The sequence below is a fragment of the Accumulibacter sp. genome (assembly GCF_032229525.1).
GTDB lineage: Bacteria > Pseudomonadota > Gammaproteobacteria > Burkholderiales > Rhodocyclaceae > Accumulibacter.
The window spans coordinates 1-24,404 of the sequence record NZ_JAVTWB010000213.1 but is presented as its reverse complement, the minus strand read 5'-3'; the positions used below and the strand labels follow the sequence as shown (position 1 = coordinate 24,404).

Sequence of the window (24,404 nt, the reverse complement as noted above, 5' to 3'; positions counted from 1 at the left end):
GAAATGGACGCTTGGCCCGCGAGGGTGGTTTATTCGGCGTGGCTGAGCGGGAAATTATCGTGTCGCGGACAGGGTTGGTGGCACGATGCGCAGATGGTTCGCGACCGGGCTGGCGCCATCCTTGATTAGCTCGAAACGCGCCGGACGGCTGGTTTCTGGCATGTGCTGACGCAGGGTTTCCAGCCAGCGGTCGAGTTCAGGCTGGCGGGGCTGGCTGCTGTAAACGGTCCACACCGCGCCCGCAGGGCGGCTTGGTAGCCGGGCAGCGACGCGTGCAGGGTCGTCGGCGAGCGTGGCGCTGATGCTGCTGTCGACTGCGCGCAGGCGGGTCATCGGCGTGGCGGCTGCGGCGATTCCGGGCGCAGCCGCCACCATTGCCGGGCGCGGCTTGCTTGCTGCCGTGCCGAGGGATTTTGCGGCGGGCACTTCGCGCTCCACCTTTTGGGTTTCCTGAACGGCGATCTCGCCGATGGCGCGTTCGCGCGAACGGGTTTCTTCTTTACGGGCGTCTGGAAAGGCGCCTGGAGCGGTCTTCTCGGGGCGAGCTGCCTGTACAGAGGTCATCGCTGCGGCTGACCGGGCGGGTTGCGCGGAGAGTGCGTCTGCGCGCGTTTGTTCAGCCCTGCCGCTGGCGACAACGGCCGGCTTGGCGGCCTCGCTGGCAAGCCCGTGTGCGGGCGCTCCGATCGCTTCGGCGGGGGCTGCGCTGGCGGGCGGGTCCAGGGTTGCGAGTGGGGGTGAGGGACTTTCGGATTTCGGGCCGTCCGCCGCGTCGGCAAGGCGTGTGCGCGGCGCAGTCGCGCCTGCCGCATTCTTCTTGAGCGGGGCGGCTGCGCCTGCGGCCGCCGGCTCTCGCGCGACGAGCGCGGCCTGGTCTGGCTGGCCTTGCCGCATGGCGGTATTCGCCTGGTCCGGCGCGCCTTGCGCCGCGTCGAGTGAGCGCTCGCTATTCTGGGCCAGCTTCGCTTCGTTCAACGCATCTCGCGGCCCCAACGCTTTCTGCAAAACCTCTCGCATTGCGACTTGCTGCGGTTCGGGGAGGTACGTGAGCACGAGCTGAGTGCACACGGCTGCGATCACGCAGGCCAGCGCGGCCAGACGCAGGTCGAACCAGCGAAAGCCGAGGAAGGCGCGTTTGTGGACGGGAGGGGAGGGCGCGGCGGGCTGGGTGCGCGGCGCGGGTGCTTGGGCGCGTAGCCACTCCTCGGTGGCAGGCTGAATCGCCGCACCCAGCATGGCTTGCGGGCTATCCCCTTTGGCAATGCCGGTCAGGATTGCCTCGCGCCGGGGGGTTTGCGCAGATTCAATGCTGGCGGCCATCTTCAGGAAGCGGGCTTCCAGGCGGGCGGGTGGTTCAAAGGCTGAAGGATTGATGTCGACGCCTGCGGCTGTTGGCGCGGCAGGGCTGGGCGAGGCTTTTTGCGCTGCGGCAGATTCAGTCTGAATGGCCTTTTGTGCGGCCACTGCTGCCCGCGCAAAAGCCGCCTCGAATTCGGCCGATGGCGTATAGGCGGGCAGCGCGCACAGCAGGCGGGCCAGGCAGTCTTCGCCCTGCAGGAATTTTTCGAAGGCCTGGCTCACGCCCGTGCCTCCAGTTCGCGGCGCAGGCGCGTGAAAGCGTAGCGCAGGCGGCTTTTGACCGTTTCGAAACCTTCGCCGACGGTGTGGGCGATTTCTTCCAGGCTCATTTCGCTGAAGAAGCGCAGTACCACTACTTCGCGCTGGTTCGCGGGCAGGGCGAGCAAGGCCTGGTGCACCTGGTCGAGGTTCTGGCGCAGGGCGAGTTCGGCTTCCGGAGCAAGATCCTCGGTGGGCGTTTCGGGCCGGGTTTCGTCGAGTTCCGCGCGCAAGCTTTCGGCCGAGGAGCGGCGCAGGTCAAGCCACAGGTTGCGCGCAATCTTGAACAGGAAGGTGCGGAAGGCCGCTTGCGGTTGGTAGTCGGCGCAGCGCGTCATGAGCTTCTCCCACGTGCGCTGGGTGATGTCTTCGGCTTCAGCGGCATTGCCCTGGCACTGCCAGGCGATGAAGTTGAACAGCGCCCGGTTGTGGCGGCGAAAAAGCTCCGTAGCGGGTTTTTCGACCAGGCCATTGGCGACCAGCAGCATCAGGTCTTCGTCGGGCAGCGCGGCGAGTTCGGCGGCGGTCTTCATGCCGCGCAGTATAGACCGGCCGCCTTGCCCGATGGGCGCTTGCCCCCGTCTCTCGTTTGCCGGTGAGGCGGGGGCAAGCGCTGGGAGCGGGCGTCGATCAGTGCGCCGGCTTGGTCGCCAGGGCTGCCGCCAGATCAAGCAATCGCAGGAACTCGCCCCGGTAGCCGTATTTGTCGCTGCCGGTGTTGGCCAGCGCCAGCTTGCGTACGTCGCCATAGTCCCAGTTGCCGGTGTATTTGCCGCCACGCAGGATCTGGCCGTAGGCCGCCACGGCGGTGGCGAAGCGGAATTCGCTGCTGGCTGCGGCGAGCGGTTTGATCGCCTGGCGTTGCAGCGTCAAGTCGATGAGCTGACTGTTGCTGGCTTCGGGCTGTTTGTAGCGCAGCTTGAGGTGGCCGAGTTCATTGCCGAGTGGCCCTTCGGCGCTGGCTTGTGGGGCATAGCGCAGCGGGTCCGCGCTGCTCTTGCTGCCGACCAGGGTCAGCTCGTAAATCGCGGTGACGGTGTGGCCTGCGCCGATGTCGCCGGCGTCAACCTGATCGTTGTTGAAGTCCTCGCGCGCCAGTTGGCGGTTCTCGTAGCCGATCTGGCGATACTCCTTGACCACGGCCGGGTTGAATTCAATCTGCACCTTCACGTCGCGGGCGATGGTGGCCAGGGTGGAAGTCATCTCATTGACCAGTACCTTGTGGCCTTCCATCAAGCTGTCGATGTAGGAATAGGCGCCGTCGCCGACATCGGCAATCTGCTCCATCATCGCTTCGTTGTAGTTGCCAGTGCCAAAGCCGAGAGTCGACAGTGAGATGCCGGATTTGCGCTTCTCTTCGATCATGCTTTTGAGCTGGCGCGTGTCGGCGGTGCCGACATTGAAATCGCCATCGGTGGCCAGCAGGATGCGGTTGATGCCGCCCTTGATGAAGCTTTGCTGTGCGGCAGCGTAGGCCAGTTGAATGCCGGAGGCTCCGGCCGTGCTGCCGCCGGCCCGCAGGGCGTCAATCGCGGCGTTGATCGTCGCTTTTTCGGTGCCTGCCGTGGGTGGCAGGATCACCTGTGTTCCCGAGGCGTAGGTCACCAGTGAGATGCGATCCTGGGCGCGCATCTCACCCACCAGCAGCTTGAGCGAGGATTTGAGCAGAGGCAGCTTGTCAGCGCTGTTCATCGAGCCGGAGACGTCGACCAGAAAAACCAGGTTGGCGGGTGGCAGGGCTTGCTTGGCGACATCCTGCCCCTTGATGCCGATGCGCAGCAGCACGCGATCAGCATTCCATGGGGCGGGCGCCATTTCGCTATGCACGGCAAACGGACGACCCTCTTTCGGCGGCGCGTAGTCATACGGAAAATAGTTGATCAATTCCTCGACGCGCACCGCATCGGCGGGCGGCAAATGGCCGGCATTGAGCATGCGTCGCACATTGCTGTAGCTGCCGGTGTCGACATCGATGCTGAAGGTGGAAACCGGCGCCTCGGCGACTTGCTTGACCGGGTTGGCCGTGAGCTGGGTGTAGCGCTCTCGTGCCTCTTGCGGCATGGGGGCGATCGCATAGGCGGCCGGTTGCGGCATCACGGCGATCGACATCTTGTCCGCGGCAAGCTGGGCAGCGGCTTCGCGTTTCGTCTCGTTCATTCTGATGGTTTTGCCGGGCGAGGCGCTTGTCGCCATCTTCTCGGTGAGCTGTGGCGCCGCCTTGCCGAGCGCCTGGGGCGCTGCCTGGGCGGGTGGGGTGGCTTGTGCCGTCGGGCGAGCGTCGATCTCGGCCACGCCGGCGGGCGCAGCTTGATCGTTGCGTCGCTGTGACTGGGCGGGCGCGCCGTCCTGTTGGGTCAGCGCGCAGGCGGCGAGCAGACCCGCCAAGAGTATGGCGAGCAGTCGGGATGGGGTGAAATGTTTCATCATCAGGCTCCTGTTTCTGGGTCGAAGTTTCGCTGCGAGTCTCGGCACGATTGCCTAGCGCGTCCCCCCGCTGGCGGGCGAGGAAAGCGGATGCGTGAGAATGAAACGGGCGAGAGCAGAAAACCGGGTCGAGGCGTGCCGGATTTGTTTGTCGGTCGACAAGCTGGCCGCTACAGGGGCTTGAGCACCATGGGAAGTGACGACAGGCATTGCGGCTGGGCAAGAAGGAAGTCCCCGCTGATGTCATCCGGCCACGAAGCCGATGATGGCGCATCGAGAACGTCCTCGCGCTGCCTTGACGCCAACAAGGCAGACGCCGTCGGGAACTTCAGGCTAGTCCGCTTTTCGGCTGGCCAGAAAGCGGTCGAGTTGCGCGGCAAAGGCCTGCCGGTCGCTCTGGCTGAAGGCCGCGGGCCCCGAAATGTCGACGCCACTAGCGCGCAGTTCTTCCATGAAGTTGCGCATGGTGAGGCGCTCGCTGATGTTTTCCCGGGTATAGAACTCGCCACGTGGATTCAGGGCATGGGCGTTACGTTCGACGATCTGCGCGGCCAGCGGAATGTCGGCGGTGATCACCAGATCGCCGGGCTGCACTTCCCGCACGATGCGGTTGTCGGCGACGTCGAAACCCGCCGGCACCTGCAGGGAGCGAATATGCGGCGAGGGTGGTACGCGCAGCATCTGGTTGGCAATCAGGGTGGTCATGATCTTCGTCCGTTGTGCGGCGCGGAAGAGGATTTCCTTGATCACGCCGGGGCAGGCGTCGGCGTCAACCCAGATGTGCATGTTGTGGCAGCCTCATAAAGGCCGCCACGTTAGCAAACCGGATCGTTTTCTGCCACTTCTTCGAGGTTGCCGGCGAGCTGTCTGAGGGTGCTGGCGAGCTTCCTCAAAGCACTCACTTCTGCTTCGCCAGCAGCGCCATCGCTCCGGCGTGGGTTTTCTCGGGTGCCGCCTTGCGCGCCGCGACGTAGGCTTGCAACGTGTCGTTGATTGGCGTTCCGCTAGCAGCGACGGCCAGAGCGGCGAGCAACTCGAGCGGCGTGGCCTTGATCTGCGCGGCATCGTGCAGGTGGCCGATGTAGCGCCGGCAGGCGGCGAAGATCGCCGTCGCGTCGTCACCGCTGAGCTTGCTGACCTGCTCGAGCATGGCTCGTGTCCGCGCCACAGCCGGATCGTCGGCAGCCAGTTGGTGACCGACCGATAGTGAACTCATCTCCAGCGCGACGGCGTCGGTCGACATCGCCATGACGTGGCTACTTGCCAGCGCCAGAAGGAAGGACAGAACATGGAATCGTTTCATGGCTGAGGGTGGTCTCCGGGGGTCATCGCCGCTCGCGCAGCCGTTTCTCGATGCCGACGACGATATAGGCGAGCAGGCCGACGGCGGAAATCTCCAGCCACTGGCGTACGCCGATCGGCGCCGTGGCGAACAGTCGGTTGAGCAGCGGCAGGTAGGTCAACAGCGCTTGCAAGACGGCCATGATCAGAACGCCGTACCAGATCGCTGGATTGGAGAACAGGCCGACGCGCAGCGCCGAGCGGGTCAGCGAGCGGCAATTGAACAGATACATCGCCTCGACGACGACGAAGACGTTGAGGGCGACGGTGCGCGCTTCGGGCAGCGATTGCCCTAGGGCCAGTTCGCGCAGGAAGAGTCCGAAGGAGCCCGCCAGCAACAGCAGACTGACCAGCACGATGCGCCAGACCAGCGCGGCGTCGAGTATTGGCGTACCCGGCCGGCGCGGTGCGCGAGTCATGACATTCTCCTCGATCGGCTCGAAGGCCAGCATCAGGCCGAGGAAGACGGCGGTGGTCATGTTGATCCAGAGAATTTGCAGCGGGGTGATCGGCAGTGTTGCGCCGGCGAGCACAGCCGCCAGGATGACCAGGCCCTCGCCGAAGTTGGTGGGCAGCGTCCAGGTAATGAACTTCACCAGGTTGTCGTAAACGCCGCGCCCCTCTTCGACTGCCGCCTCGATGGCCGCGAAGTCATCGTCGGTGAGCACCATGTCGGCGGCGTCCTTGGCCACTTCGGTGCCAGCCAGGCCCATGGCGATGCCGATATCTGCCTGCTTCAGTGCCGGCGCGTCGTTGACCCCGTCCCCGGTCATCGCTACCACTTCGCCGTTGGTTTGCAGCGCACGCACCAAGCGCAGCTTCTGCTCCGGCTCGACGCGGGCAAAGACGTTGACTTCCTTGACTACCCGGCACAAGCCCTGGTCGTCGAGTGCCGCGAGATCGACCCCGGTGAGCGCCGTCTCTCCTTCCTTGGCGATGTCGAGTTGGCGGGCAATCGACAACGCCGTGACGGCGTGGTCGCCGGTGATCATCTTCACCGCGATGCCGGCGGCGTGGCAGGTGTTGACCGCGGCCATCGCTTTCGGGCGTGGCGGGTCGATCATGCCGATCAGGCCGACGAATTCCAGACCGGCATCGGCCGTGCTCTCGTCGAGTGCCATCGCCGCGCTAGCGACGAGGCGCGCCACCGCCAGGACGCGCATGCCTTCGGCAGCCAGGTTGCGGGCGGCGTTCTCGATTTCGTCCTTGCGCAGTTCGCTGGGCTGACCATCGGCAGCCAGCATGCTCACCGAGCGTGGCAGCAACTGTTCGAGCGCCCCCTTGAAATAGGCCAGGTGCACTCCCTCGATCTGGTGCGAGGTCGCCATGTACTGGCGCGCGGAATCGAAAGGGATTTCATCGAGCCGCGTGTACTGTTTGAGCAAGGCGGTTTCGTCGAGCCCGGCCTTGCGTGCGGCGACCAGCAGGGCGCCTTCGGTCGGGTCTCCGACAATCGCCCAGTGGCCGTCGTCGCTGGTCAGCCCGGCGTCGTTGCACAGCACCCCGGCCAGCAGGCACTCACGCAAGGCGCCGACGACCGCTTCGCCTTCGCCGACCTTGCCGTCTGGCGAATAGCCGCTACCGCTGACCGTCGTTTTCACCCCGCCGGCGTACAGTTCGCGGACCGTCATCTGGTTCTCGGTCAGCGTGCCGGTCTTGTCGGAACAGATGACCGTCGTGCTGCCCAGCGTTTCGACGGCCGGCAACTTGCGGATGATCGCGCGTCGCCTGGCCATCCGCGAAACGCCGATGGCCAGGGTGATGGTCATGGCCGCCGGCAGCCCCTCGGGGATTGCGCCGACGGCCAGAGCCACCGCCGCCATGAACATCTCGAAAGCCGATGACCCGCGGGACATGCCGACGGCAAAGGTGAGTACGGCCAGCAGGCCGATGGCGATCAGCAGCCAGTTGCTGAATACCGCCATCTTGCGTGTCAGCGGCGTCGTCAGGTCCGGCGCCTCGGCGATCAGTCGCGAAATGCGGCCGGTTTCCGTGCGATCGCCGGTGGCTACCACGACCCCGGCGCCACGACCGGTGATCATTACCGTACCCGCGTAAGCCATGTTGCCGCGGTCGGCAAGCACGGTTTCTTCCGGCAGCGCGTCGCCGTGCTTGGCCACTGCCGATGACTCGCCGGTCAGCGCCGATTCAATGGCTTGCAGGTCCTTGGCGCGGAACAGGCGCAGGTCGGCCGGCACCTTGTCACCGGCCGCCAGCAGCACGACGTCGCCAGGCACCAATGCGGTCGATGGCTGGCGCTGCTTGCAACCGCCGCGCAGGACGGTCACTTCGCTGCTCACCGAACGCGCCAGCGCCGCCAGCGCATCTTCGGCACGGCCTTCCTGGATGAAGCCGATCACCGCGTTGATCAGGGTGACGCCAAAGATCACCCCGGAATCGACCCATTCGCCGAGAAAGGCGGTCACCACGCCGGCTACCAGCAGGACCAGAACCAGCGGCTGGACGAACTGCAGGGCGAAGCGCAGCAAGGGCCCTTTACCCGCTTTCGGGGTCATCCGGTTCTCGCCGTGTACAGCACGGCGGCTGACCACCTCCGCCTCGGCGAGCCCGTCGTCGTAGCTGGCTTGCAGGCGGCTCGCTGCCTCGTCAGCGGAAATGAAATGCCAGGCGACCCGATCGTCCTGGGCGGGTTCGGTCATCGTGCCGCCCGGTCGAAATACACCAGCCCGGCGTTAGCAGTGGCCGTCACCAAGCCGGATGTCCCTGCCGGCATCAATCGCCAGGGGTTGTTTGTCGATCGCAAGTTGTTGCCCATCATCCCGTCCCTGAAAGGCCAATTCGTTGACCGGTTTCATTATAGGGCAGCTGGCGCCCGGCCTTCGTAGGCCCAGCTTGCGGCGGGGTGGAGGTGTGCGGAGGGCCGGCGGCGGAGAGCACCTCGGTGCCTGGGCGGGTTATGCTGATCGTTCCCCAGGGTGTCGGGAAACTTTACAATCGCCAGGCTGCGAATCGCTTGCGCAAGATAAGCAATTGATTTAGCGTTTGGTGTTCGAGAAGGTCTAGTTCTTGCTTAACCGTGCCTGAAGCTTTCGGATCGGTAGCATGATTTCACATTTCAAGCCATGGGGTGCTGTGGCGTGTTGGTCGCAAGCGCTCCTGTTTGCGGCCAACGTTGCGGCACACCCGGTTGACTACAGCGATGGGACGAAGCACGCCGACGCCGGCGAGGAACGCGGCGTGCTCGGCGAGCCGGCCGCGAACGACGCCAAGGGGGTTGGCTTCGCCGACGCTTTGCTGCGCGAGCAAAGGGACGCGCCTGCTGCCCTGTTGGTAGACGCGCAGCCGGATGCTGATAGCAGCGGCGCTTTTGCCGGTGCCGGGGAGCCCAGTCCTTTGGCCAGGGCGCTGCGTGCCGTGGTCAACGTCAATGCGCGGCGCAACGCGGCATGGTCGCCGCCGCAGCCCGGGCAGGTCGTCGATCAGCCGGCTGGAGCGCAGAGCGGCGAGGATCTGTCGGCGGCCCTTCTGAAGCTTGAGGAGTCACTGGCCGGGGTGGTCACGCAGGCACTCGACGCGCGGGTGGACGAGCAGGGTCGGGTCACCTTCTCCATGGCCGGCATCGAAGGCTTCCACATCACCGCGGAGGAAAGCGCGGTGTCTTTCGGTCATGGCGGTGCGTCGGTGGTCGTTGCCCGGCAATCTCCCACCCCGCTTGAGCGGCGAATTGCCGCCCTGGATTCCAGCGGTTCGCAGCAGGGGCTTGCGGGCAGGGGCAAGAGCCCCCTGCAGGAGTTCTTTGACCTGGTCTTTGAGGTCCTCCAATATCCGTTGACCTGGCTGGTCATCTTTCTACTGCTGCTCGGCCAGGTCGCCCTCCTGATCGCCCGCTTCCGGAATCGACATGGGTCACACCGGCATCGGCATCGCTCGCACAGCAAGCAGGCACAGCCGACGGTGAAGCGCACCCGCCACCGGATCAGGATCAAGCGCGTGCGGTCGGCCGCCGAGCCCCAGCAGCCGTAGGCGCCGGCTGCTGGCTGCCGGTTCAGAAAGCGTCATTGAAACCCTTGATCAATCGTCGCGCCTTCTTGGTGGGTCGGCCGCGCAGTTCGCTGCCGGGTACCGGTGCCAGTCGCCGCGCTTCCTGCTGCGCGGCGCGGCGCTCGCGGCTGTCAACGCTCTCCGCGTAGAGTTGTTGCGCTTCTACTGCCGGCCGGCGTTGTGCGTTGAAGCCGCGCACGGTCACCGTCCAGACGGCATCGCCGAGCGAGATCGCCAGGCTGTCGCCACAGCGCAGGTCGCGGGCGGCCTTGACCGTGTGGCCGTCGAGCCTGACGTGGCCGGCAGCGATCGCCTGTGCGGCCAGCGAGCGCGTCTTGTAGAAACGTGCCACCCATAGCCACTTGTCGATACGCATGCTCCCCAGTGCCACCAGTTCGTTGTCGGGCATGTTTATTCCCTCGCTGGACGTTTGCCGAGCTTGCGCTGCAGCGTGCGCCGGTGCATTTTCAGGGCGCGCGCGGTGGCGGAGATGTTCCCCTGATGATCGGCCAGGACGCGCTGAATATGTTCCCACTCCAACCGCTCGACCGACAGGGGCGAGCCGGCAACCGGTATCGCCGAGTCACCCTCGCCGGTCTTGTTGAGGGCGGCGACGACTTCATCGGCATCGCAGGGTTTGGCGAGGTAGTGAATCGCACCGAGTTTGATCGCCTCGATCGCGGTGGCGATGCTGGCATAGCCGGTGAGCATCACGACACGGGTGTTGGGATCCAGCTCGATCAGTTTTTCGATCAGGACCAGTCCCGATTCGCCGGGCATCTTGAGATCGACGACGGCATACTCGGGCGACTGTGCCTGCGCCTGGAGCAGCGCAGCATCGACGCTGGCGGCGACGCTGACTGCGTAACCGCGGCGGTCAAGGGCGCGCGCGAGAACGCGGCGGAAAACGTCGTCATCGTCGACCAGCAGCAGTGTCGATCGTTCGTCGTCGGCGAGGTTCGGTGTGTGCTTGAGCATCGGTATCAGGCTTTCAGTCGGGCCAGCGGCAGGGTGACGCGAGTGCAGGTGCCGCCCTGCGGGTCATTGCGGTTGAAGAGCTCGACCTGGCCACCAAAGCGTTCGAGTGTGGCGTTGCTCAGAAAGAGGCCGATGCCAAGGCCGCCAGTGCGCTCGCGGCCGGTGGCCTTGGTGGTGAAAAACGCTTCGCCAAGGCGCTGTCTCGCTTCGGCTTTCAGCCCCGGGCCACGGTCGAAGATCTCGACGCGGCAGCTCTCGCTATCCCAGGAGGCGGCAAAGCGTAGCGCTTCCGCACTGGCCGCGTTGGCGTCGGCGGCATTGTCGAGCAGGTTGAGAATCGCCTGTTCGAGAGTCCGGTCGGCGGCGATCAGCGGCGCCGGTTGCTCGCCCTCCAGCGTTACGTCGAGCAGCGCGTGCGGGCGGATCACTTGCCAATCGTCGAGCAGGTGGTGCAGGTAGGCGTCGAGCGCCATCGACGGCGGACTCCCATCGCGGTTCTGGCCGGCCGAGGCGAGGATCTGCGAAATCGTCTGCTTGCAGCGATCGACCTGCTCGCGCAGCAACAGCAGGTCTTCCTTCAGTTCGGCGTTGCCGCCATGGTTCAGCTCGAGTTCGCGAATCACCACCGCCATCGTCGCCAGCGGTGTGCCCAGCTGGTGTGCAGCCCCGGCAGCCAGGGTGCCCAGGGATAGGATCTGCTCGTCGCGCAGGACGGCTTCCCGGGCTGCAGCGAGTTCGCGTTCGCGGTCCTTGAGCGCGGCGGCCATACGGGTCAGGAAGAAGGCGACGACGCCGACGCTGATGACGAAGTTCAACCACATGCCGAGCACGTGCAGGGCGAAGCCGCTGCTGTGGATGGCGTGTTCGGTGGCGCCGCCGGTGGCGCGCGCGAGCAGCACGTCGAATTGGGCGAGATCGCCTTGCGGCGGTGGTAGCGGCAGTTTCCAGAAAATCAGGAAAGTGTAGGCGGCCAGGGTGATCCCCGCCATCGCCCAGGCTTGTCTGGCCGGCAGCATCGCCGCCGCCAGTGTTGGCGGCAGCAGGAACAGGGAAACGAAGGGGTTTGCCGAGCCGCCGGCAAAGTAGAGCAGTGCGCCGAGGGCGCCGACGTCGATCAACAGGTGAGCGAACACTTCGCGTTCGCTGACCGGCTCGCCCCGGTCCAGCCGCCATTGGGTGAACAGGTTGATGGCCGCGAGCAGCGCGATGATCGTCGCCATCGGCACCACCTCGAGCGGGATTTGCAGCCACGCTACCGACAGGATCAGGACCATGGCCTGCGTCAACACTTCAATTCGGCGCAGTGCGACCAGGCGTGTCAGCGGGTTAGCAGCCTCCGGCAGGAAAGCTGGCGGCTGATTCTGAGCAGCTCGAGGCATTGGTCGATACAGTGCTTTGCGGCGGTTGGAAGCCTTGATTTTACGCTTCGCCCGAAGCCATGAGCGAGGCTGCGGCAATCTGGCGCAGGGGCGTCGATGCGATCGAAGCGTGAACGCTGCCGGCAGTGCGTGGCTTCGTTCTGCTGCGCTGATTGTGAATTTTCTGAAAATAACCACGCCAGGCTATGGTATTGCGAATGATTCGCATGTATATTGTGCGTGTGCACATTCGAAACCATCTCTCTCGTGCACTGTGCTGACAGCGCCGGGGCTTCGCAAGACAAGCCTGCTCTGTCTTTTTTTGGGCGTTTTGGCATCTGTGCGCATGCACTTGCAGGAAGGTGGCAGTTCGTATGAACAATCCATTGGAATTGATTTCGCTGTTCGACCTTCCCCGAGGTCATGAAGGCACGGTAAGCAGCGGCGGCCTTGCCGCCAGTGACGAAGGTAGCGACCGTGAACTGGCGCTGCGACTGTTCGAGATCGGCTTTGTCGACGGTGAGCGGGTGCGCGTCGTGGCGCGCGGATTTCCCGGTGGCGAACCGATTGCGGTGCGTGTCGGCGGCACGATTTTCGCCCTGCGCCGCTTCGAAGCCGAGCGGGTGCTGGTCGCTCCGCTGCGTAACGAGAGAACGAAGTCATGAGCGCCGCGAGCGAAGCAATGAGCCTGGTCCTGCTGGGTAACCCGAACTGTGGCAAAACGGCCTTGTTCAATCTGCTTACCGGTAGCCGGCAGAAGGTGGCCAACTACCCGGGGGTCACGGTCGACCGCAAGGAGGGGCTGCTGACGACGCCGGCCGGCAGGCAATTCCGCGTCCTCGACCTGCCCGGGGCCTACAGCCTCAACGCCGTCAGTATCGACGAGGCGATCACGCGTGACGTGGTTCTCGGCACGCTGGCCGGCGAAGAGCGTCCCGACGTCATCGTCTGCGTCAGTGACGCCACCAACCTCAAGCTCAACCTGCGTCTGGTACTGGAAGTGAAGCGCCTGGGGCTGCCGATGATGCTGGCGCTGAACATGACCGATCTGGCCATCAAACGTGGCATCCAAATCGATGTCGCCGCCCTGCAGCGCGAGCTGGGTATGCCGGTGGTGAACACCGTCGCCGTCAAACGGGGCGGCGCCAGCGAACTGCTGGCCCAGCTTGAAGCCGCCGCGCCCGCCAAGCTGCCGCCCGCCATCACCTGGCTGGCGCCCGACGTCGCCGAGGTCGCCGCCACGCAGCGCGAGGTACGTCGAATTCTCGCTGCCAGCGTGCGTGAGCCGGCAGTCGACACGCGTTTTGACGAGCGCATCGATCGCGTCGTGCTGCACCCGGTGTGGGGTCTGCTGATTCTCGCCGCCACCCTTTTCCTGATGTTCCAGGCGGTATTCAGCTGGGCCCGTCTGCCGATGGACATGATCACCGCCAGCGTCGGCGCCTTCGGAGCGTTTCTCACCACGCACATGCCCGAAAGCCTGCTGCGCAGCCTGCTGGTCGACGGCATTGTCGCCGGGGTAGGCGGCGTGCTGGTCTTCCTGCCGCAGATCCTGATTCTCTTCCTGTTCATTCTGGCCCTCGAAGATTCCGGCTACCTGCCGCGGGCGGCCTTCCTCCTCGACCGCCTGATGGGCACCGTCGGCCTGTCCGGACGTTCGTTCATCCCTTTGCTCTCGAGTTTTGCCTGCGCCATCCCGGGCATCATGGCCGCACGCACGATCAGCAACTGGCGTGACCGCCTGGTGACGATCATGATCGCTCCGCTGATGACCTGCTCGGCGCGCCTGCCGGTCTATGCGCTGATCATCGGCGCCTTCATTCCGCAGACAACGGTCGCTGGTGTCTTCAATCTGCAGGGCCTGGTGTTGTTCAGCCTCTACGTCGCTGGAGTGGTCAGTGCGATGGCCGTCGCCGGCTTGCGCAAGGCAACCGTCGGCAAAGGCCTGCAGCAGTCGCTGATGCTCGAACTGCCGTCGTACCGTTTGCCGCACGGCCGCAACCTGCTGCTCGGTTTGCTCGAGCGGGCGAAGATATTCCTGCTGCGCGTCGGCAACATCATCCTGGCGTTGACCGTGCTGCTGTGGTTTCTGTCGACCTTTCCCGGCGCGCCCGAAGGCGCCACCGGACCGGCCATCGAGTACAGCTACGCCGGCATGCTCGGCCATGCGCTCGAAGTCGTCTTCGCGCCGATCGGCTTCAACTGGCAGATCTCGATCGCACTGGTCCCCGGCATGGCGGCGCGTGAAGTTGCCGTCGGCGCACTCGGTACGGTCTATGCGCTGTCGGCCACCGGCGCGGACGTCGCCGGGCAGCTGGGCCCGCTGTTGGCTGCGGGCTGGTCGCTACCGACGGCGTTTTCCTTGCTGGCCTGGTTCGTTTTCGCGCCACAGTGCCTGGCGACGCTGGCCGCCGTCAAGCGCGAGACCAACTCGTGGCGCTACCCACTGTTGATGGCCGGCTATCTGTTTACTCTGGCCTACGTCGCGTCGTTCATCACCTACCGGGTGGCCTTGGTCCTGACCGGAGCCGGCCATGCTTGAAGACCTGATCGCTTACGCCGCGGTAGCCTGCGCCACCATTTATGCCAGCTGGCGACTGTTGCCCACTACAATCCGCTTCTCGCTGGCTGAGTACGGCGTGACGCTGGCCCAATTCCTTGGGTTCTCGAAACCTGACGCCGAAGGCCCACGTCGTCGCCTCGAAGCCCGAGCGAAAGGTGCTTGCGGTGGCTGCAGCGGTTGCGCCAGCAAGCAGACGCCGCAGCAGGTGATCTCATTCAACAGGAAAGACTCTTAGCATGTTCAATCAGGACCACCCACTCAAGGAAGTGCTCGGTGCCGTGTTGTTCACCTCGCTCCTCGCGCAAACCTTGCCCGCAACTGCCGCAGAGGCGGGCGATCCAGATGCCGGATCGGCGAATCGGCTGGCGGCCGAGGGCGAACCAGCGCGCGACGCCAGCGCCCGCGAAGACACCCCGAACTGGCAGAAAAGCACCCTCACCGGCGACTGGAATGGCGCGCGGCAGCGGCTGGCTGATTCCGGCGTGCAGGTCGAGCTTCTCTACACCGCCGATTACCTGCGCAACAACAGCGGCGGTCTCAAACACGGTGGCGCCTGGATGGGCCACGCCGACCTGATCCTGCAGCTCGACGGCGAGAAACTGCTCGGCTGGCAGGGTGGATCGGCCTACCTGCAGCTGATCAGCAACAGCGGCGGCCGAGTCAATCTCAACTACGTCGGTAGCCTGATGGGCGTCGACAACATCGAGGCGCCGGTCAACCGCAGCGGCATCTTCCAGGCCTGGCTGCAGCAGTCCTTCCTCGACGACAAGGCCTCCCTGCGCGCAGGCCTTTACCCGATTGACTCGGAGTTCTACGTCACCGCGTCGTCGGGAGTCTTTCTGCATCCGTCGTTCGGGATGTCCGCCGAGGCCGGCGATTTCGGCACCCTGGCCGGGCCATCGATCTACCCGACCAGTACCTGGGCTGCCCGCTTGCGGGTCGATCCCGATCCTGCCTGGTATGCCATGCTCGCCGTCACCCGCGGCGTGTCCAGCGATCGCGCCGCCACCGCCGGTCCCAACATCAGCTGGCAGCAGGGCAGCGGCAGCATGCTCATCGGCGAAGTCGGCCTGAGTCCAGCCGAGCTGGGCCTGAAGCTTGGCGACACCGCGTCGGCCAGCAAGGAAGGCGATGGCTTCAAACCGATCAGCAAGCTGGCCCTGGGTGCCTGGCGCTTTACGCCGCAGTTCCCGGAACTGGTGGCCGTCGATACGGCCGGTGATCCGAAAAACGCCACCCACTGGGGCGCCTATGTGCTTGGCGAGCAGACCTTGTACCGGGTGCCCGATTCCAGCCGCAACCTGACGGGCTTCGTCCGCTATGGATTTACCGACGGCAAGACCAACAACATCGACTATTCGGTCAGCGCCGGCATCGCCTGGCAGGGCGTGTTCGCCGGCCGCGAGGACGACGTTTTCGGCATCGCCGCGACGCGCGCGCACGTCGGCCCGCAAGGTCGTCAACTGCTGGCGTCCGATCTTGGCGCGCCGCTATCGGCGAGCGCGGAAACCGTCGTCGAAGTCACCTACCAGGCGCAGCTCGCCCGCGGCGTAATCGTCCAACCGCTGATCCAGCGCATCCTCAACCCGGGCCTTTCGCTAGCGGATGCCACCGTCGCCGGAGCACGCCTGCAAGTGGCCTTCTGATCGCCCTCGCCGGCTGCACCGGCGAGCGCACGGCGAGCGCACGGCGAGCGCTCGACGACCAACCGAGGTCAGAGCAGCGACACGGTTTCCCCGGCCTGTTGCGAAACCAGCCGCGACAGGGCGGTCATCAACTCCTCGCCGCCACGCGTGTCCTGCCAGCAGTTGCCGTCCCAGCGGTAGTGAAAACCGCCCGACTTGGCCGCCACCCAGACTTCCTTGGCGGCGTCGTGGCGGTTGACGATGATCTTGCCGCCGTCGGCGAACTCGATTTCGAGCACGCTGCCGGCGACCATTTCAAAGTCCAGGTCGGCGCCGCTGCGTTCCAGCCCGGCCTCGATCTGCTGTAGCGCTGCGTCGGCGAGCGCGTTGAATTCGCTGTCATTCATCCTGTGCTAACATTTCCAGTTTTGGTGATTTGACCTATGCGGCACTATCTTGCGCTGGCTTTGCTGGCGACCATCGCGGTCGCTGCCTGCGGCAGCAGAGGCTCGCTGACACTGCCCCCGAAACCGGTGCCGATGGCGCCGTTGCCCAGCCCGGAAGCGGCTGCGAGCGATTCTAGCACGGCGCCCGAGAGCGCCGAGAAACCGACCAAATGACGCCCGACGCGGTGACCCCCTTGACCCCCTTGACCCCATTCCATACCAGCAACGGCGTACTGCACGCTGAAGCGGTGGCGCTGAACGACATCGCCACCGAGTTCGGCACGCCGTGCTGGGTGTACTCACGGCAGGCGCTCGAGAGCGCGCTCGACGAGTTCCAGAACGAGCTGGCCGGGCTCGATGCGCTGGTCTGCTACGCCGTCAAGGCCAACTCCAACCTCGCCGTGCTCGACGTCCTGGCGCGTCGTGGCGCCGGCTTCGACATTGTCTCGGCAGGTGAACTCCAGCGCGCCCTGGCCGCCGGCGCCGACCCCCGGAAGATCGTTTTCTCCGGTGTCGGCAAGACCTCCGCCGAGATGGAGCTGGCGCTGAACACCGGCATCCTCTGCTTCAACGTCGAATCCGCCCGCGAACTCGAGCGCCTGAACGCCGTCGCCGGCAAGCTCGGCAAGACCGCGCCGGTCAGCCTGCGCGTCAATCCCGACGTCGATGCCGGCACGCATCCGTACATTTCCACCGGCCTCAAGGAGAACAAGTTCGGCGTCGCCTACGATGAAGCGCGGGCGCTGTACCGCCAAGCCGCCGCCCTGGCTCACCTCGAAGTCAGCGGCATCGACTGCCATATCGGTTCGCAACTGCTCGATGCGGCGCCCTTTGCCGAGGCGCTCGACAAGCTGCTGCTGCTGGTCGACCAGCTCGCCAGCGACGGCATCGTGCTGCATCACATCGACCTCGGCGGCGGCCTCGGCATCCGCTATAGCGAGGAGGACGTGCCGACCACTGTGCGTGCCTACCTGCAGCCGCTGCTCGCCAAACTCCAGGGGCGGCCGCTGCGCATCCTGCTCGAACCCGGCCGCCGCCTGGTCGGCAACGCCGGCGTGTTGCTCACCCGCGTCGAGTATCTGAAGCCTGGCGAAGTCAAGAATTTCGCCATCGTCGACGCAGCGATGAACGACCTCGCCCGCCCGGCCTTGTATGGCTCCTGGCACGACATCGTGCCGGTCGCTGCCCACGCGGGAACTGCGGCCAAATGGGAAATCGTCGGCCCGATCTGCGAGTCAGGCGACTTCCTCGGTCACGGCCGCGAACTGACGCTGGCCGAAGGCGACCTGCTGGCGATCCTCTCCGCCGGCGCCTACGGCATGGTCATGAGTTCGAACTACAACACCCGCCCGCGCGCTGCCGAAGTGATGGTCGATGGCGGGAAAGCGCATCTCGTTCGCCGCCGCGAAAGCGTCGACGAACTGCTTGCCCTGGAGCAGCGCCTGCCCTGACGAAGAAACGGCCGCCTTGCGGCGGCCGTGTGAGCGTTCCTGAAGCGACTGCCCGGCGTTACTTGACGAGCAGCAGGCTGTCGTCCCACTTGGCGTGCTTCTCGAAGCCGAGCAGGTTGGCGATCGTCGCCGCAATGTTCGAGAGACCCGCGGTCTCGCTCACCTGCAGACCCAGCTTGCCGCCCGAAACGTTGTCGTAGAGGATGAACGGCACCGGGTTGAGGGTGTGCGCCGTCTTCGCCTTGAACGACCCGTCGGCGTTCTTCGCCGGCTGCTTGGTCTTCTTGTCAATTTCGTACATCTCGTCGGCGTTGCCGTGGTCGGCGGTGATCAAGGCGACGCCACCGAGCGCGTCGATGACCGGCAGGATGCGCGCCAGTTCCAGGTCAACCGCCTCGATGGCCATCGTTGCTGCACGGAAACTGCCGGTGTGGCCGACCATGTCGCCGTTGGCAAAGTTGCAGCGCAAGGTTTTGTACTGGCCACTTTTCAGCGCGTCGATCATGGCGTCGGCGATTTCGGCGGCTTTCATCCACGGGCGTTGTTCGAAGGGCACCACATCGCTGAGCACTTCCTGGTAGGTTTCGCCGTCGAATTTGTTCGAGCGGTTGCCGTTCCAGAAGTAGGTGACATGGCCGAATTTCTGCGTTTCCGAGCAGGCGAACTGGGTGATGCCGGCCTTGGCGAACCACTCACCCATGGTGTCCAGAATCGCCGGCGGATCGACCAGGAAGCGCTTCGGCAGCTTGAGGTCGCCGTCGTACTGCAGCATGCCGGCGTAGGTCACGCTGGGCACGCGCACGCGATCGAATTTGTCGAACGTCGCTTCTTCGAAGGCACGCGTGATTTCGATCGAGCGGTCGCCGCGGAAGTTGAAAAAGACCACCGCATCGCCGTCTTCGACGGTGCCAACGGGCTTGCCGGCGTGCCCGATGACGAAGGGCGGCAGGTCCTGGTCGATCGTTCCCGGGTGCTTCACTCGCAGTCCCTCGATGGCGGCAGAAGCGCTGTCGTATTGCTCACCTTCGCCGAGAACGTGCGTCTGCCAGCCTTTTTCGACCATCTTCCAGTTCGCCTCGTAGCGATCCATGGTGATGTTCATGCGGCCGCCACCCGAAGCGATGCGTGCGTCGAAGCCATCATCGCTGACCTCGGCCAGAAAGGTCTCGAAAGGCAACACGTAGTCGAGCGCGCTGGTCTCGGGCACGTCGCGGCCGTCGAGCAGGATGTGGATACGCACCGCCTTGACGCCTTCTTCCTTGGCACGCGCGATCATCGCCCGCAGGTGGTCGATGTGGCTATGTACGTTACCGTCCGAGAACAGGCCGAGAAAGTGCAGAACGCCTCGCCCGGTCTTGGCGCCGGCGACGACTTCCTGCCACGCCGCACCTTGCCAGATCGAGCCGGCAGCGATGGCGTCGGCAACCAGCGATGCGCCCTGGCTATAGACCTGGCCGGCACCGATGGCGTTGTGGCCCACTTCGGAGTTGCCCATGTCGTCGTCGGAAGGCATGCCGACGGCGACGCCATGCGCGCGCAGCGTGATGTTCGGGTAATTGGCAAAAAGACGGTCGAGAGTGGGCTTGTTGGCGGCAGCGATGGCGCTGCCAACATCGGATTTGGCGATGCCGTAGCCGTCCATGACGATCGTGACGATAGGGCCCTGAATACCAGGGAAAGAGGCAGATTTCTGCAACATGATGGGTTCCTGGGGAGTGGAGTGATCACAAAGAAGGCCGCCAGGAAGGACCAATCGGCGGCGTCAACGGCAGTATACCCCAAGCCCGACCAGCCTGAAGCTGCGGGGAATTGCATGCCAAAACCGATGCTTGCAGCTGCACGTGAGGTAGTGGTGGGGCTTCTGCGGGGATCATGGCAAATGGCGGCTTACCGATCATCAAGCTGCCGGCTGCGGGAATCTGATGTCCGCCCGCGCCCCGGCTTTTGCTGCCCATCGACGAGCAGTTGGTCGCTGGGCACTTATGGGGCGGCCGACAAACGCCATTCGTTGGGCACCATTACCCTGAATGAGCGACAATCATCTTTTCTCCATTGGAGCCACGCTATGGAACTGACCGCCGTACTTACTCCCGCAGAAGAAGGCGGCTATGTCGCACTGAATCCAGAGACTGGCACAACTACGCAAGGCGAAACTGTTGAAGAGGCTGTTGCCAATCTCCAGGAGGCAACGGCACTCTATTTGTCCGAGTTTCCAATTCGCGCTCCGGGACATCCGCTGGTAACGACCTTCAGCGTTCCCGCGAATGCCTAAGCTGCCGCGCGTTTCTGGTGCTGCCGTGATACGCGCACTTGAACGCCTTGGTTTCGAGAGGGCTCGCCAATCCGGCAGCCACGTCATCATGCGTCGCGGCTCCCAGGGCTGCGTTGTCCCTCTGCATAGCGAAGTCAAAGTGGGCACCTTGGCGGGTCTTCTGCGCCAGGCCGACATATCGGCCGACGAGTTCATCAACGCCCTGTAGCCGTGGTGCCCAACCCGACGGGCATAAGTTTAAGCGTCGGATCTGGCGGGCTCCCGACAGCTAGGTTTCTTGTCGAGACAAGCCCAAGTTGTCTGGACCGTGTTCAGTAGGCTCGGTCTCTTGATTGAACAGCCCACTGAATGCATCGTCCCACTGGCTACTATTTCGCCTTGGAAACACATAGGCGGAACCGCTGCTAGTGACACCGTTAGAACTCGGCCTAGTCATAGTACCTCTGCTGAGTAAACCGATGCCGACGATATGGTCGCGGTCCGTGCAATTCGACAAGAACTCGCTGGCCCAGCGACGCAGTGAAGTCGGGGCGCTGCCAAGGGTGTTGTCGTGCTCGGCAAGAGACACCATCCCCGCCGGTGACATTCCCCCGAACTCCAACAGAATCATCCCCGGGCGAGTACCCGTCAATTGCCTCGTAGCGGCCCTCTTGGCTGTCTTCTGGACGGCGTCGAATAGGGAATCATCCTGGCTGCTCTGGACAACGCAGATGACAGCACCACCGCCCTTCAGACCCGTAATCATTACCTCACGATTTTTGGTACCTGTAATCGACTCAATCAATTCTCGGGTGCCCGATTCAGTATTGTTCCAGTCGATGCCGTTGAGCAGCTGGGCATCAAAATCGCGGATTGAAATGGCAGCCTGACGGCACACCTGGCCTTGACGGGAGAAGATCGCCCTGGCCACGACTTTGGCCAGCTCTTTCCGCTCAGCGTAGCTGGTCGGCAGCTTGTCGGGAAACGTAATAACGATCGACAGGCCACCGTGCAGCTCACGCGTTGCGGCCATGAGATCTCGTTGCATTAGGTTCCAAAATTCAAGCGCTTGACGGGCAGAGATCCGCCGACCCTTTGCTTCCGAGACAGCCTTGCACTCGATCTCCAAGCCCGTAGGCCCGAGATCCTCAACCAGCAAATCGTATGTATCCCTGCCAGTTTCCAGTTCGGGCCACGCTAGCCGGTGGCCGCGCTTGGCGAAATGCAGACCCACCGTGAACTCGAGCTGCAGGGCACGCATGTCCTCAGGATTTCTAAAAGCGCCTTGGATGCGCCCGATTGCCCGCGTGCGGTTGGCAGCATCCATCCTCTTCAGCGTGCTTAGGCAGTGGGATGCGAATGCCAGCGCCGGATAGACTGGAGAGAGGTCCACTTGGCCGATCGGCAACGCTCCGTACTGCCGCTCCAAGTCGCTGCAATGACAGAGTTGGTAGGCAATGTCATTTGCCAAGATGTGGTGATGGCGGAGGAATTTGTTTCCCCGGATCTCCTCGTCCAACTTCTTGACGCGCTGGCGCCAGTTGCTGTCCCCGATGACGCGCCGGAATCGTCGGAACAGCTGGTCAATCTCGTAGTCGTGAATCGACGTGCTGAACGGCATTTGGATGTGTATCCCGCGATGTGCTTGCTGCCGCTATTCTACGACTACCCGAGGATGCCGCTGGTCAGCCTATATGGTGTTGAGAAGTCTCCGTAGCCAACACATATGGACGTCAGAATGATTTTGGGCGACGGCAAAGCACTACCGCGAAACGGAACATTAAGGTAGGCCAGGTAACCAACGTTCGGTTACGGAAAGCAAAGCTGACTGGGTCAAGCCACAGATTCAAGGTCGGTTCTGACCGAAGAGCGGGTTTACCTGTTGACCCTTCCCCGCCGGATACGGACAGATGTCAATCACCGCGAGACCTCTACCAGCGCTCGCTTATCGGCAGGATCCTTTCGTTACGGAAAGACCGCCGACAGGGCGACAGGCGGCTCCGGTTGTCTGGCAGCGGCTTCCGGCCGCAACGCGGGGATGGACCTCGCCTGACAGGCGTGCCATCCTGCCCGGGGCGGCCATGGAACGCGCGGCCCTGATCCTCCCTCGGAGACGTACACATGAAGTCCGACTTTACTTGCCCGGCACTGCTCAGGCAGACGCTCGATCACGCTTTGGCTTATCTGGAGGCCTTGCCCGAGGCGCCGGTCGGGGCCACTGCCAGCCTGGAAGAGCTGCGCGCGCGTCTCGGCAAACCTTTGTCCGCCGGCCCGGTCGATCCCCTCGTCGTCGTCGATCAATTGGTGCGCGACGTTGCGGGCGGCCTGACTCACAGCAGCGGTGGGCGGTTCTTCTCCTGGGTGATCGGCGGCAAGCTGCCCGCTGCTCTGGCGGCGGATTGGCTCACCTCCATCTGGGACCAGAATGCCGGCATGTTCGCCGTTGCGCCGGCGGCCGCCGTGGTCGAGGAAGTGTGTGGTCGCTGGCTGCTCGATCTTCTGCGCCTGCCGCCCACCGCCAGCTTTGCCCTGGTCACCGGCTGCCAGATGGCGCACGTGACCTGCCTCGCTGCCGCCCGCAACGCGGTGCTTGCCGCCAAGGGTTGGGACGTCGAGCAGCGGGGTTTGATCGGCGCGCCGCCGATCCGCATCCTGGGCGGTGATCAACGACACGGCACCATCGAGCGCGCCGTGCGCCTCCTGGGCCTGGGGCGAGATTGCCTGATCGACATCGCCACCGATGCCAACGGGCAATTGCGTGCCGGGCCCTTGCGGGCAGCGCTGGCGAGCGATCCCGCCGCGGCCCAGATCGTTCTCCTGCAGGCGGGCGACCTGAACACCGGCTCCTTTGATCCCTACGACGAGGTGATTCCCGTCGCCCGCGAGTTCAATGCCTGGGTGCACGTCGACGGCGCTTTCGGACTCTGGGCGGCGGCCAGTCCCGAGTATTGTCACTTCACCGACGGCGTCGAGAACGCCGATTCGTGGGCCACCGATGGTCACAAGTGGCTCAATGTTCCCTACGATTCCGGCTTCGCTTTCGTCGCCAATCGCGAAGCGCACTACCGGGCCATGGCGCACCACGCCGCCTACCTCGACCACTCGGCCGAGGCTCGCGACCAGGTCGACTGGAACCCGGAATACTCTCGCCGTGGCCGCGGCTTTGCCACCTACGCCGCGATCGCCAGCCTTGGTCGCCAGGGGATCGCGCAGATGGTTGCCGAGTGCTGCGAGCATGCCTACGCCCTGGTCACCGGCGCCGGTGAACTGCCGGGGGTCGAAGTGCTGCATGTGCCGCATATCAATCAAGGCCTGCTGCGCTTTCCCGATCCCTCGCCCGGGGCGGCCGAAGAGGATCACGATCGCCACACCGAAGCCGTCACCGCACGCATCGTCGCCTCGGGCGAGGCCCACTTCGCGTGTACCACCTGGCGGGGGCGGCGCTGCATGCGGGTCTCGGTCTGTAGCTGGGCGACCGACACCCAGGACATCGCGCGCGCCATTGCCGCGATCGCCAGCGCACTCTGAGGCTTGCGCGGCTGCCAACTTTGCAGGCCAATTCAATGCGTTCACAGTAGCCGGCGCAATGGCTCCTTTCGCACCCGGGCCATGTGACGGCTGTCGTCGGCGGTAGGTAGTCGAAGCCCGCGGTGGCATTTGACCGGCGCTGCGCGCGCCCCGATACTACCCGTTTCGCCTGTGCCCGGATCGCACCGGACGCTGGCGTCTTCCTGATACGCGATAGCGCCGCCGGCCGACCAGGGTGTGCCGATGAGCCAGACCAATACGATCAGCAGACTGCCGAATCTCGGCCCGAAGTCGAGTGAAATGCTTGGCCTCGCCGGCATCGGCTCGGTCGAGCAGTTGCGCCAGATGGGCGCCGTGGCGGCTTACCTCAAGGTGAAGGGTTGCAGCGGCAAGGCGAGCCTGAATCTGCTCTGGGCCCTGGAAGGCGCGCTGACTGGTTTGCCGTGGCAGGAGGTGGCCCGGAAGCATCGCGCCAGCCTGCTGCTGGCGCTCGATGACCAGCAGCGTACGGCTCGCTGACAGACGGTCGCCAGCACGCGCATGGGCTATCGACTCCTGGCAGATGCGGTCGTCGTTGTGCACCTGCTGTTCATCACCTTCGTCATTCTCGGGGGCTTGCTCGTCCTGCGCTGGCCGCGGCTCGCCTTGGCGCACGTCCCGGCTGCCTGCTGGGGCGCCTTGATCGAACTGGGCGGTTGGCTATGTCCGTTGACACCGCTGGAAAACAGCTTGCGCCAGGCGGCCGGTGACGCCGGCTACGCTGGCGGCTTCATCGAACATTACCTGCTGCCGATCATCTACCCGGCCGAGCTTACGCGCG

Annotated in this window: 24 protein-coding genes; 12 read left to right on the top strand and 12 right to left on the bottom strand. The window is 64.5% G+C overall.

Features of this window, described 5'->3' with window-relative positions:
• Positions 1 to 54 precede the first annotated feature (54 nt).
• The 6 genes from RUW20_RS17360 to RUW20_RS17335 form a co-directional block, all read right to left on the bottom strand.
• The gene (locus RUW20_RS17360; RefSeq protein ID WP_313953481.1) at positions 55 to 1,581 is read right to left on the bottom strand and encodes a hypothetical protein; all 1,527 of its coding nucleotides are present in this window, start codon (positions 1,579 to 1,581) and stop codon (positions 55 to 57) included.
• Positions 1,578 to 2,150: a sigma-70 family RNA polymerase sigma factor gene (locus RUW20_RS17355; RefSeq protein WP_313953480.1), complete on the bottom strand. Its 573-nt coding sequence runs from the start codon at positions 2,148 to 2,150 to the stop codon at positions 1,578 to 1,580. The genes RUW20_RS17360 and RUW20_RS17355 overlap by 4 nt, the downstream gene beginning before the upstream one ends.
• Positions 2,151 to 2,247: 97 nt before the next feature.
• Positions 2,248 to 4,041, bottom strand: a complete 1,794-nt coding sequence (locus RUW20_RS17350; RefSeq protein WP_409559384.1) for a vWA domain-containing protein — start codon at positions 4,039 to 4,041, stop codon at positions 2,248 to 2,250.
• Between the two features lie 333 nt (positions 4,042 to 4,374).
• Positions 4,375 to 4,827: a YaiI/YqxD family protein gene (locus tag RUW20_RS17345; RefSeq protein WP_313953479.1), complete on the bottom strand. Its 453-nt coding sequence runs from the start codon at positions 4,825 to 4,827 to the stop codon at positions 4,375 to 4,377.
• A gap of 112 nt (positions 4,828 to 4,939) precedes the next feature.
• Entirely contained in the window at positions 4,940 to 5,344 is a 405-nt protein-coding gene (locus RUW20_RS17340; RefSeq protein ID WP_313953478.1) for a hypothetical protein, read from the bottom strand.
• A 22-nt stretch (positions 5,345 to 5,366) separates the two neighbouring features.
• On the bottom strand, positions 5,367 to 8,042 hold the full coding sequence (locus RUW20_RS17335; RefSeq protein ID WP_313953477.1) for a cation-transporting P-type ATPase: 2,676 nt from the start codon (positions 8,040 to 8,042) through the stop codon (positions 5,367 to 5,369).
• Between the two features lie 403 nt (positions 8,043 to 8,445).
• On the opposite strand from RUW20_RS17335, the gene RUW20_RS17330 reads away from it, so the two are divergent.
• The gene (locus tag RUW20_RS17330; RefSeq protein WP_313953476.1) at positions 8,446 to 9,366 is read left to right on the top strand and encodes a hypothetical protein; all 921 of its coding nucleotides are present in this window, start codon (positions 8,446 to 8,448) and stop codon (positions 9,364 to 9,366) included.
• A gap of 22 nt (positions 9,367 to 9,388) precedes the next feature.
• Here RUW20_RS17330 and RUW20_RS17325 read toward each other — a convergent pair whose 3' ends face one another.
• Genes RUW20_RS17325 through RUW20_RS17315 form a run of 3 tightly spaced genes read right to left on the bottom strand, consistent with a single transcriptional unit; the run spans position 9,389 to position 11,741 of the window.
• Positions 9,389 to 9,793, bottom strand: coding sequence for an RNA-binding S4 domain-containing protein (locus RUW20_RS17325; RefSeq protein ID WP_313953475.1), 405 nt, complete (start codon positions 9,791 to 9,793; stop codon positions 9,389 to 9,391).
• A 2-nt stretch (positions 9,794 to 9,795) separates the two neighbouring features.
• Positions 9,796 to 10,362, bottom strand: a complete 567-nt coding sequence (locus tag RUW20_RS17320; protein ID WP_313953474.1) for a response regulator transcription factor — start codon at positions 10,360 to 10,362, stop codon at positions 9,796 to 9,798.
• A gap of 5 nt (positions 10,363 to 10,367) precedes the next feature.
• Positions 10,368 to 11,741, bottom strand: a complete 1,374-nt coding sequence (locus tag RUW20_RS17315) for an ATP-binding protein (protein ID WP_313953473.1) — start codon at positions 11,739 to 11,741, stop codon at positions 10,368 to 10,370.
• A 353-nt stretch (positions 11,742 to 12,094) separates the two neighbouring features.
• Here RUW20_RS17315 and RUW20_RS17310 point away from each other — a divergent pair, with 353 nt between their 5' ends.
• From RUW20_RS17310 to RUW20_RS17295, 4 genes are read left to right on the top strand one after another with little or no spacing between them, the layout of a single operon-like run.
• Positions 12,095 to 12,385 (top strand): FeoA family protein, encoded by a 291-nt coding sequence (locus RUW20_RS17310; RefSeq protein ID WP_313953472.1) that lies wholly within the window; start codon positions 12,095 to 12,097, stop codon positions 12,383 to 12,385.
• Complete coding sequence (locus RUW20_RS17305; protein ID WP_313953471.1) at positions 12,382 to 14,262, top strand: ferrous iron transporter B; 1,881 nt, start codon at positions 12,382 to 12,384, stop codon at positions 14,260 to 14,262. Before RUW20_RS17310 ends, RUW20_RS17305 begins: the two co-directional genes overlap by 4 nt.
• Complete coding sequence (locus RUW20_RS17300; protein ID WP_313953470.1) at positions 14,255 to 14,518, top strand: hypothetical protein; 264 nt, start codon at positions 14,255 to 14,257, stop codon at positions 14,516 to 14,518. The genes RUW20_RS17305 and RUW20_RS17300 overlap by 8 nt, the downstream gene beginning before the upstream one ends.
• 1 nt (position 14,519) lies before the next feature.
• On the top strand, positions 14,520 to 15,929 hold the full coding sequence (locus RUW20_RS17295) for a carbohydrate porin (RefSeq protein WP_313953469.1): 1,410 nt from the start codon (positions 14,520 to 14,522) through the stop codon (positions 15,927 to 15,929).
• A 68-nt stretch (positions 15,930 to 15,997) separates the two neighbouring features.
• On the opposite strand, the gene cyaY is transcribed toward RUW20_RS17295, so the two are convergent.
• Entirely contained in the window at positions 15,998 to 16,315 is a 318-nt protein-coding gene (gene cyaY, locus RUW20_RS17290; protein WP_313953468.1) for an iron donor protein CyaY, read from the bottom strand.
• 36 nt (positions 16,316 to 16,351) lie between these two features.
• On the opposite strand from cyaY, the gene lptM reads away from it, so the two are divergent.
• Both lptM and lysA read left to right on the top strand, forming a co-directional pair.
• Positions 16,352 to 16,528, top strand: a complete 177-nt coding sequence (gene lptM, locus RUW20_RS21755; protein ID WP_409559383.1) for an LPS translocon maturation chaperone LptM — start codon at positions 16,352 to 16,354, stop codon at positions 16,526 to 16,528.
• The gene (lysA, locus tag RUW20_RS17285) at positions 16,525 to 17,805 is read left to right on the top strand and encodes a diaminopimelate decarboxylase (RefSeq protein ID WP_313953467.1); all 1,281 of its coding nucleotides are present in this window, start codon (positions 16,525 to 16,527) and stop codon (positions 17,803 to 17,805) included. The genes lptM and lysA overlap by 4 nt, the downstream gene beginning before the upstream one ends.
• A gap of 58 nt (positions 17,806 to 17,863) precedes the next feature.
• On the opposite strand, the gene gpmI is transcribed toward lysA, so the two are convergent.
• Positions 17,864 to 19,504, bottom strand: a complete 1,641-nt coding sequence (gpmI, locus tag RUW20_RS17280) for a 2,3-bisphosphoglycerate-independent phosphoglycerate mutase (RefSeq protein WP_313953466.1) — start codon at positions 19,502 to 19,504, stop codon at positions 17,864 to 17,866.
• A 366-nt stretch (positions 19,505 to 19,870) separates the two neighbouring features.
• On the opposite strand from gpmI, the gene RUW20_RS17275 reads away from it, so the two are divergent.
• Positions 19,871 to 20,077 carry a type II toxin-antitoxin system HicB family antitoxin gene (locus tag RUW20_RS17275; RefSeq protein ID WP_313953465.1) on the top strand — a complete coding sequence of 69 codons (207 nt, stop codon included), beginning with the start codon at positions 19,871 to 19,873 and terminating at the stop codon, positions 20,075 to 20,077.
• Positions 20,070 to 20,285, top strand: coding sequence for a type II toxin-antitoxin system HicA family toxin (locus RUW20_RS17270; RefSeq protein WP_313953464.1), 216 nt, complete (start codon positions 20,070 to 20,072; stop codon positions 20,283 to 20,285). Before RUW20_RS17275 ends, RUW20_RS17270 begins: the two co-directional genes overlap by 8 nt.
• A gap of 60 nt (positions 20,286 to 20,345) precedes the next feature.
• On the opposite strand, the gene RUW20_RS17265 is transcribed toward RUW20_RS17270, so the two are convergent.
• Complete coding sequence (locus tag RUW20_RS17265; RefSeq protein ID WP_313953463.1) at positions 20,346 to 21,677, bottom strand: hypothetical protein; 1,332 nt, start codon at positions 21,675 to 21,677, stop codon at positions 20,346 to 20,348.
• Between the two features lie 500 nt (positions 21,678 to 22,177).
• Between RUW20_RS17265 and RUW20_RS17260 the strand changes: the two genes are divergently transcribed.
• The 3 genes from RUW20_RS17260 to RUW20_RS17250 form a co-directional block, all read left to right on the top strand.
• Complete coding sequence (locus RUW20_RS17260; RefSeq protein ID WP_313953462.1) at positions 22,178 to 23,584, top strand: pyridoxal phosphate-dependent decarboxylase family protein; 1,407 nt, start codon at positions 22,178 to 22,180, stop codon at positions 23,582 to 23,584.
• Positions 23,585 to 23,827: 243 nt separating this feature from the next.
• Complete coding sequence (locus RUW20_RS17255) at positions 23,828 to 24,103, top strand: TfoX/Sxy family protein (RefSeq protein WP_313953461.1); 276 nt, start codon at positions 23,828 to 23,830, stop codon at positions 24,101 to 24,103.
• A gap of 21 nt (positions 24,104 to 24,124) precedes the next feature.
• Positions 24,125 to 24,404 (top strand): DUF2784 domain-containing protein (locus tag RUW20_RS17250; protein WP_313953460.1); only part of this gene is annotated, 280 nt, incomplete at its 3' end.

Bases quoted from the DNA above. Each gene is read 5' to 3' on its own strand.
- RUW20_RS17330 (WP_313953476.1), top strand. From the start codon at position 8,446: ATGATTTCACATTTCAAGCCATGGGGTGCTGTGGCGTGTTGGTCGCAA.
- RUW20_RS17355 (WP_313953480.1), bottom strand. From the start codon at position 2,150: ATGAAGACCGCCGCCGAACTCGCCGCGCTGCCCGACGAAGACCTGATG.
- RUW20_RS17345 (WP_313953479.1), bottom strand. From the start codon at position 4,827: ATGCACATCTGGGTTGACGCCGACGCCTGCCCCGGCGTGATCAAGGAA.
- RUW20_RS17340 (WP_313953478.1), bottom strand. From the start codon at position 5,344: ATGAAACGATTCCATGTTCTGTCCTTCCTTCTGGCGCTGGCAAGTAGC.
- RUW20_RS17295 (WP_313953469.1), top strand. From the start codon at position 14,520: ATGTTCAATCAGGACCACCCACTCAAGGAAGTGCTCGGTGCCGTGTTG.
- RUW20_RS17325 (WP_313953475.1), bottom strand. From the start codon at position 9,793: ATGCCCGACAACGAACTGGTGGCACTGGGGAGCATGCGTATCGACAAG.
- RUW20_RS17270 (WP_313953464.1), top strand. From the start codon at position 20,070: ATGCCTAAGCTGCCGCGCGTTTCTGGTGCTGCCGTGATACGCGCACTT.
- RUW20_RS17315 (WP_313953473.1), bottom strand. From the start codon at position 11,741: ATGCCTCGAGCTGCTCAGAATCAGCCGCCAGCTTTCCTGCCGGAGGCT.
- RUW20_RS17265 (WP_313953463.1), bottom strand. From the start codon at position 21,677: ATGCCGTTCAGCACGTCGATTCACGACTACGAGATTGACCAGCTGTTC.
- RUW20_RS17260 (WP_313953462.1), top strand. From the start codon at position 22,178: ATGAAGTCCGACTTTACTTGCCCGGCACTGCTCAGGCAGACGCTCGAT.
- RUW20_RS17305 (WP_313953471.1), top strand. From the start codon at position 12,382: ATGAGCGCCGCGAGCGAAGCAATGAGCCTGGTCCTGCTGGGTAACCCG.
- RUW20_RS17310 (WP_313953472.1), top strand. From the start codon at position 12,095: ATGAACAATCCATTGGAATTGATTTCGCTGTTCGACCTTCCCCGAGGT.
- RUW20_RS17255 (WP_313953461.1), top strand. From the start codon at position 23,828: ATGAGCCAGACCAATACGATCAGCAGACTGCCGAATCTCGGCCCGAAG.
- RUW20_RS17320 (WP_313953474.1), bottom strand. From the start codon at position 10,362: ATGCTCAAGCACACACCGAACCTCGCCGACGACGAACGATCGACACTG.
- RUW20_RS17275 (WP_313953465.1), top strand. From the start codon at position 19,871: ATGGAACTGACCGCCGTACTTACTCCCGCAGAAGAAGGCGGCTATGTC.
- RUW20_RS17300 (WP_313953470.1), top strand. From the start codon at position 14,255: ATGCTTGAAGACCTGATCGCTTACGCCGCGGTAGCCTGCGCCACCATT.
- lptM (WP_409559383.1), top strand. From the start codon at position 16,352: ATGCGGCACTATCTTGCGCTGGCTTTGCTGGCGACCATCGCGGTCGCT.
- RUW20_RS17350 (WP_409559384.1), bottom strand. From the start codon at position 4,041: ATGAAACATTTCACCCCATCCCGACTGCTCGCCATACTCTTGGCGGGT.
- RUW20_RS17335 (WP_313953477.1), bottom strand. From the start codon at position 8,042: ATGACCGAACCCGCCCAGGACGATCGGGTCGCCTGGCATTTCATTTCC.
- cyaY (WP_313953468.1), bottom strand. From the start codon at position 16,315: ATGAATGACAGCGAATTCAACGCGCTCGCCGACGCAGCGCTACAGCAG.
- lysA (WP_313953467.1), top strand. From the start codon at position 16,525: ATGACGCCCGACGCGGTGACCCCCTTGACCCCCTTGACCCCATTCCAT.
- gpmI (WP_313953466.1), bottom strand. From the start codon at position 19,504: ATGTTGCAGAAATCTGCCTCTTTCCCTGGTATTCAGGGCCCTATCGTC.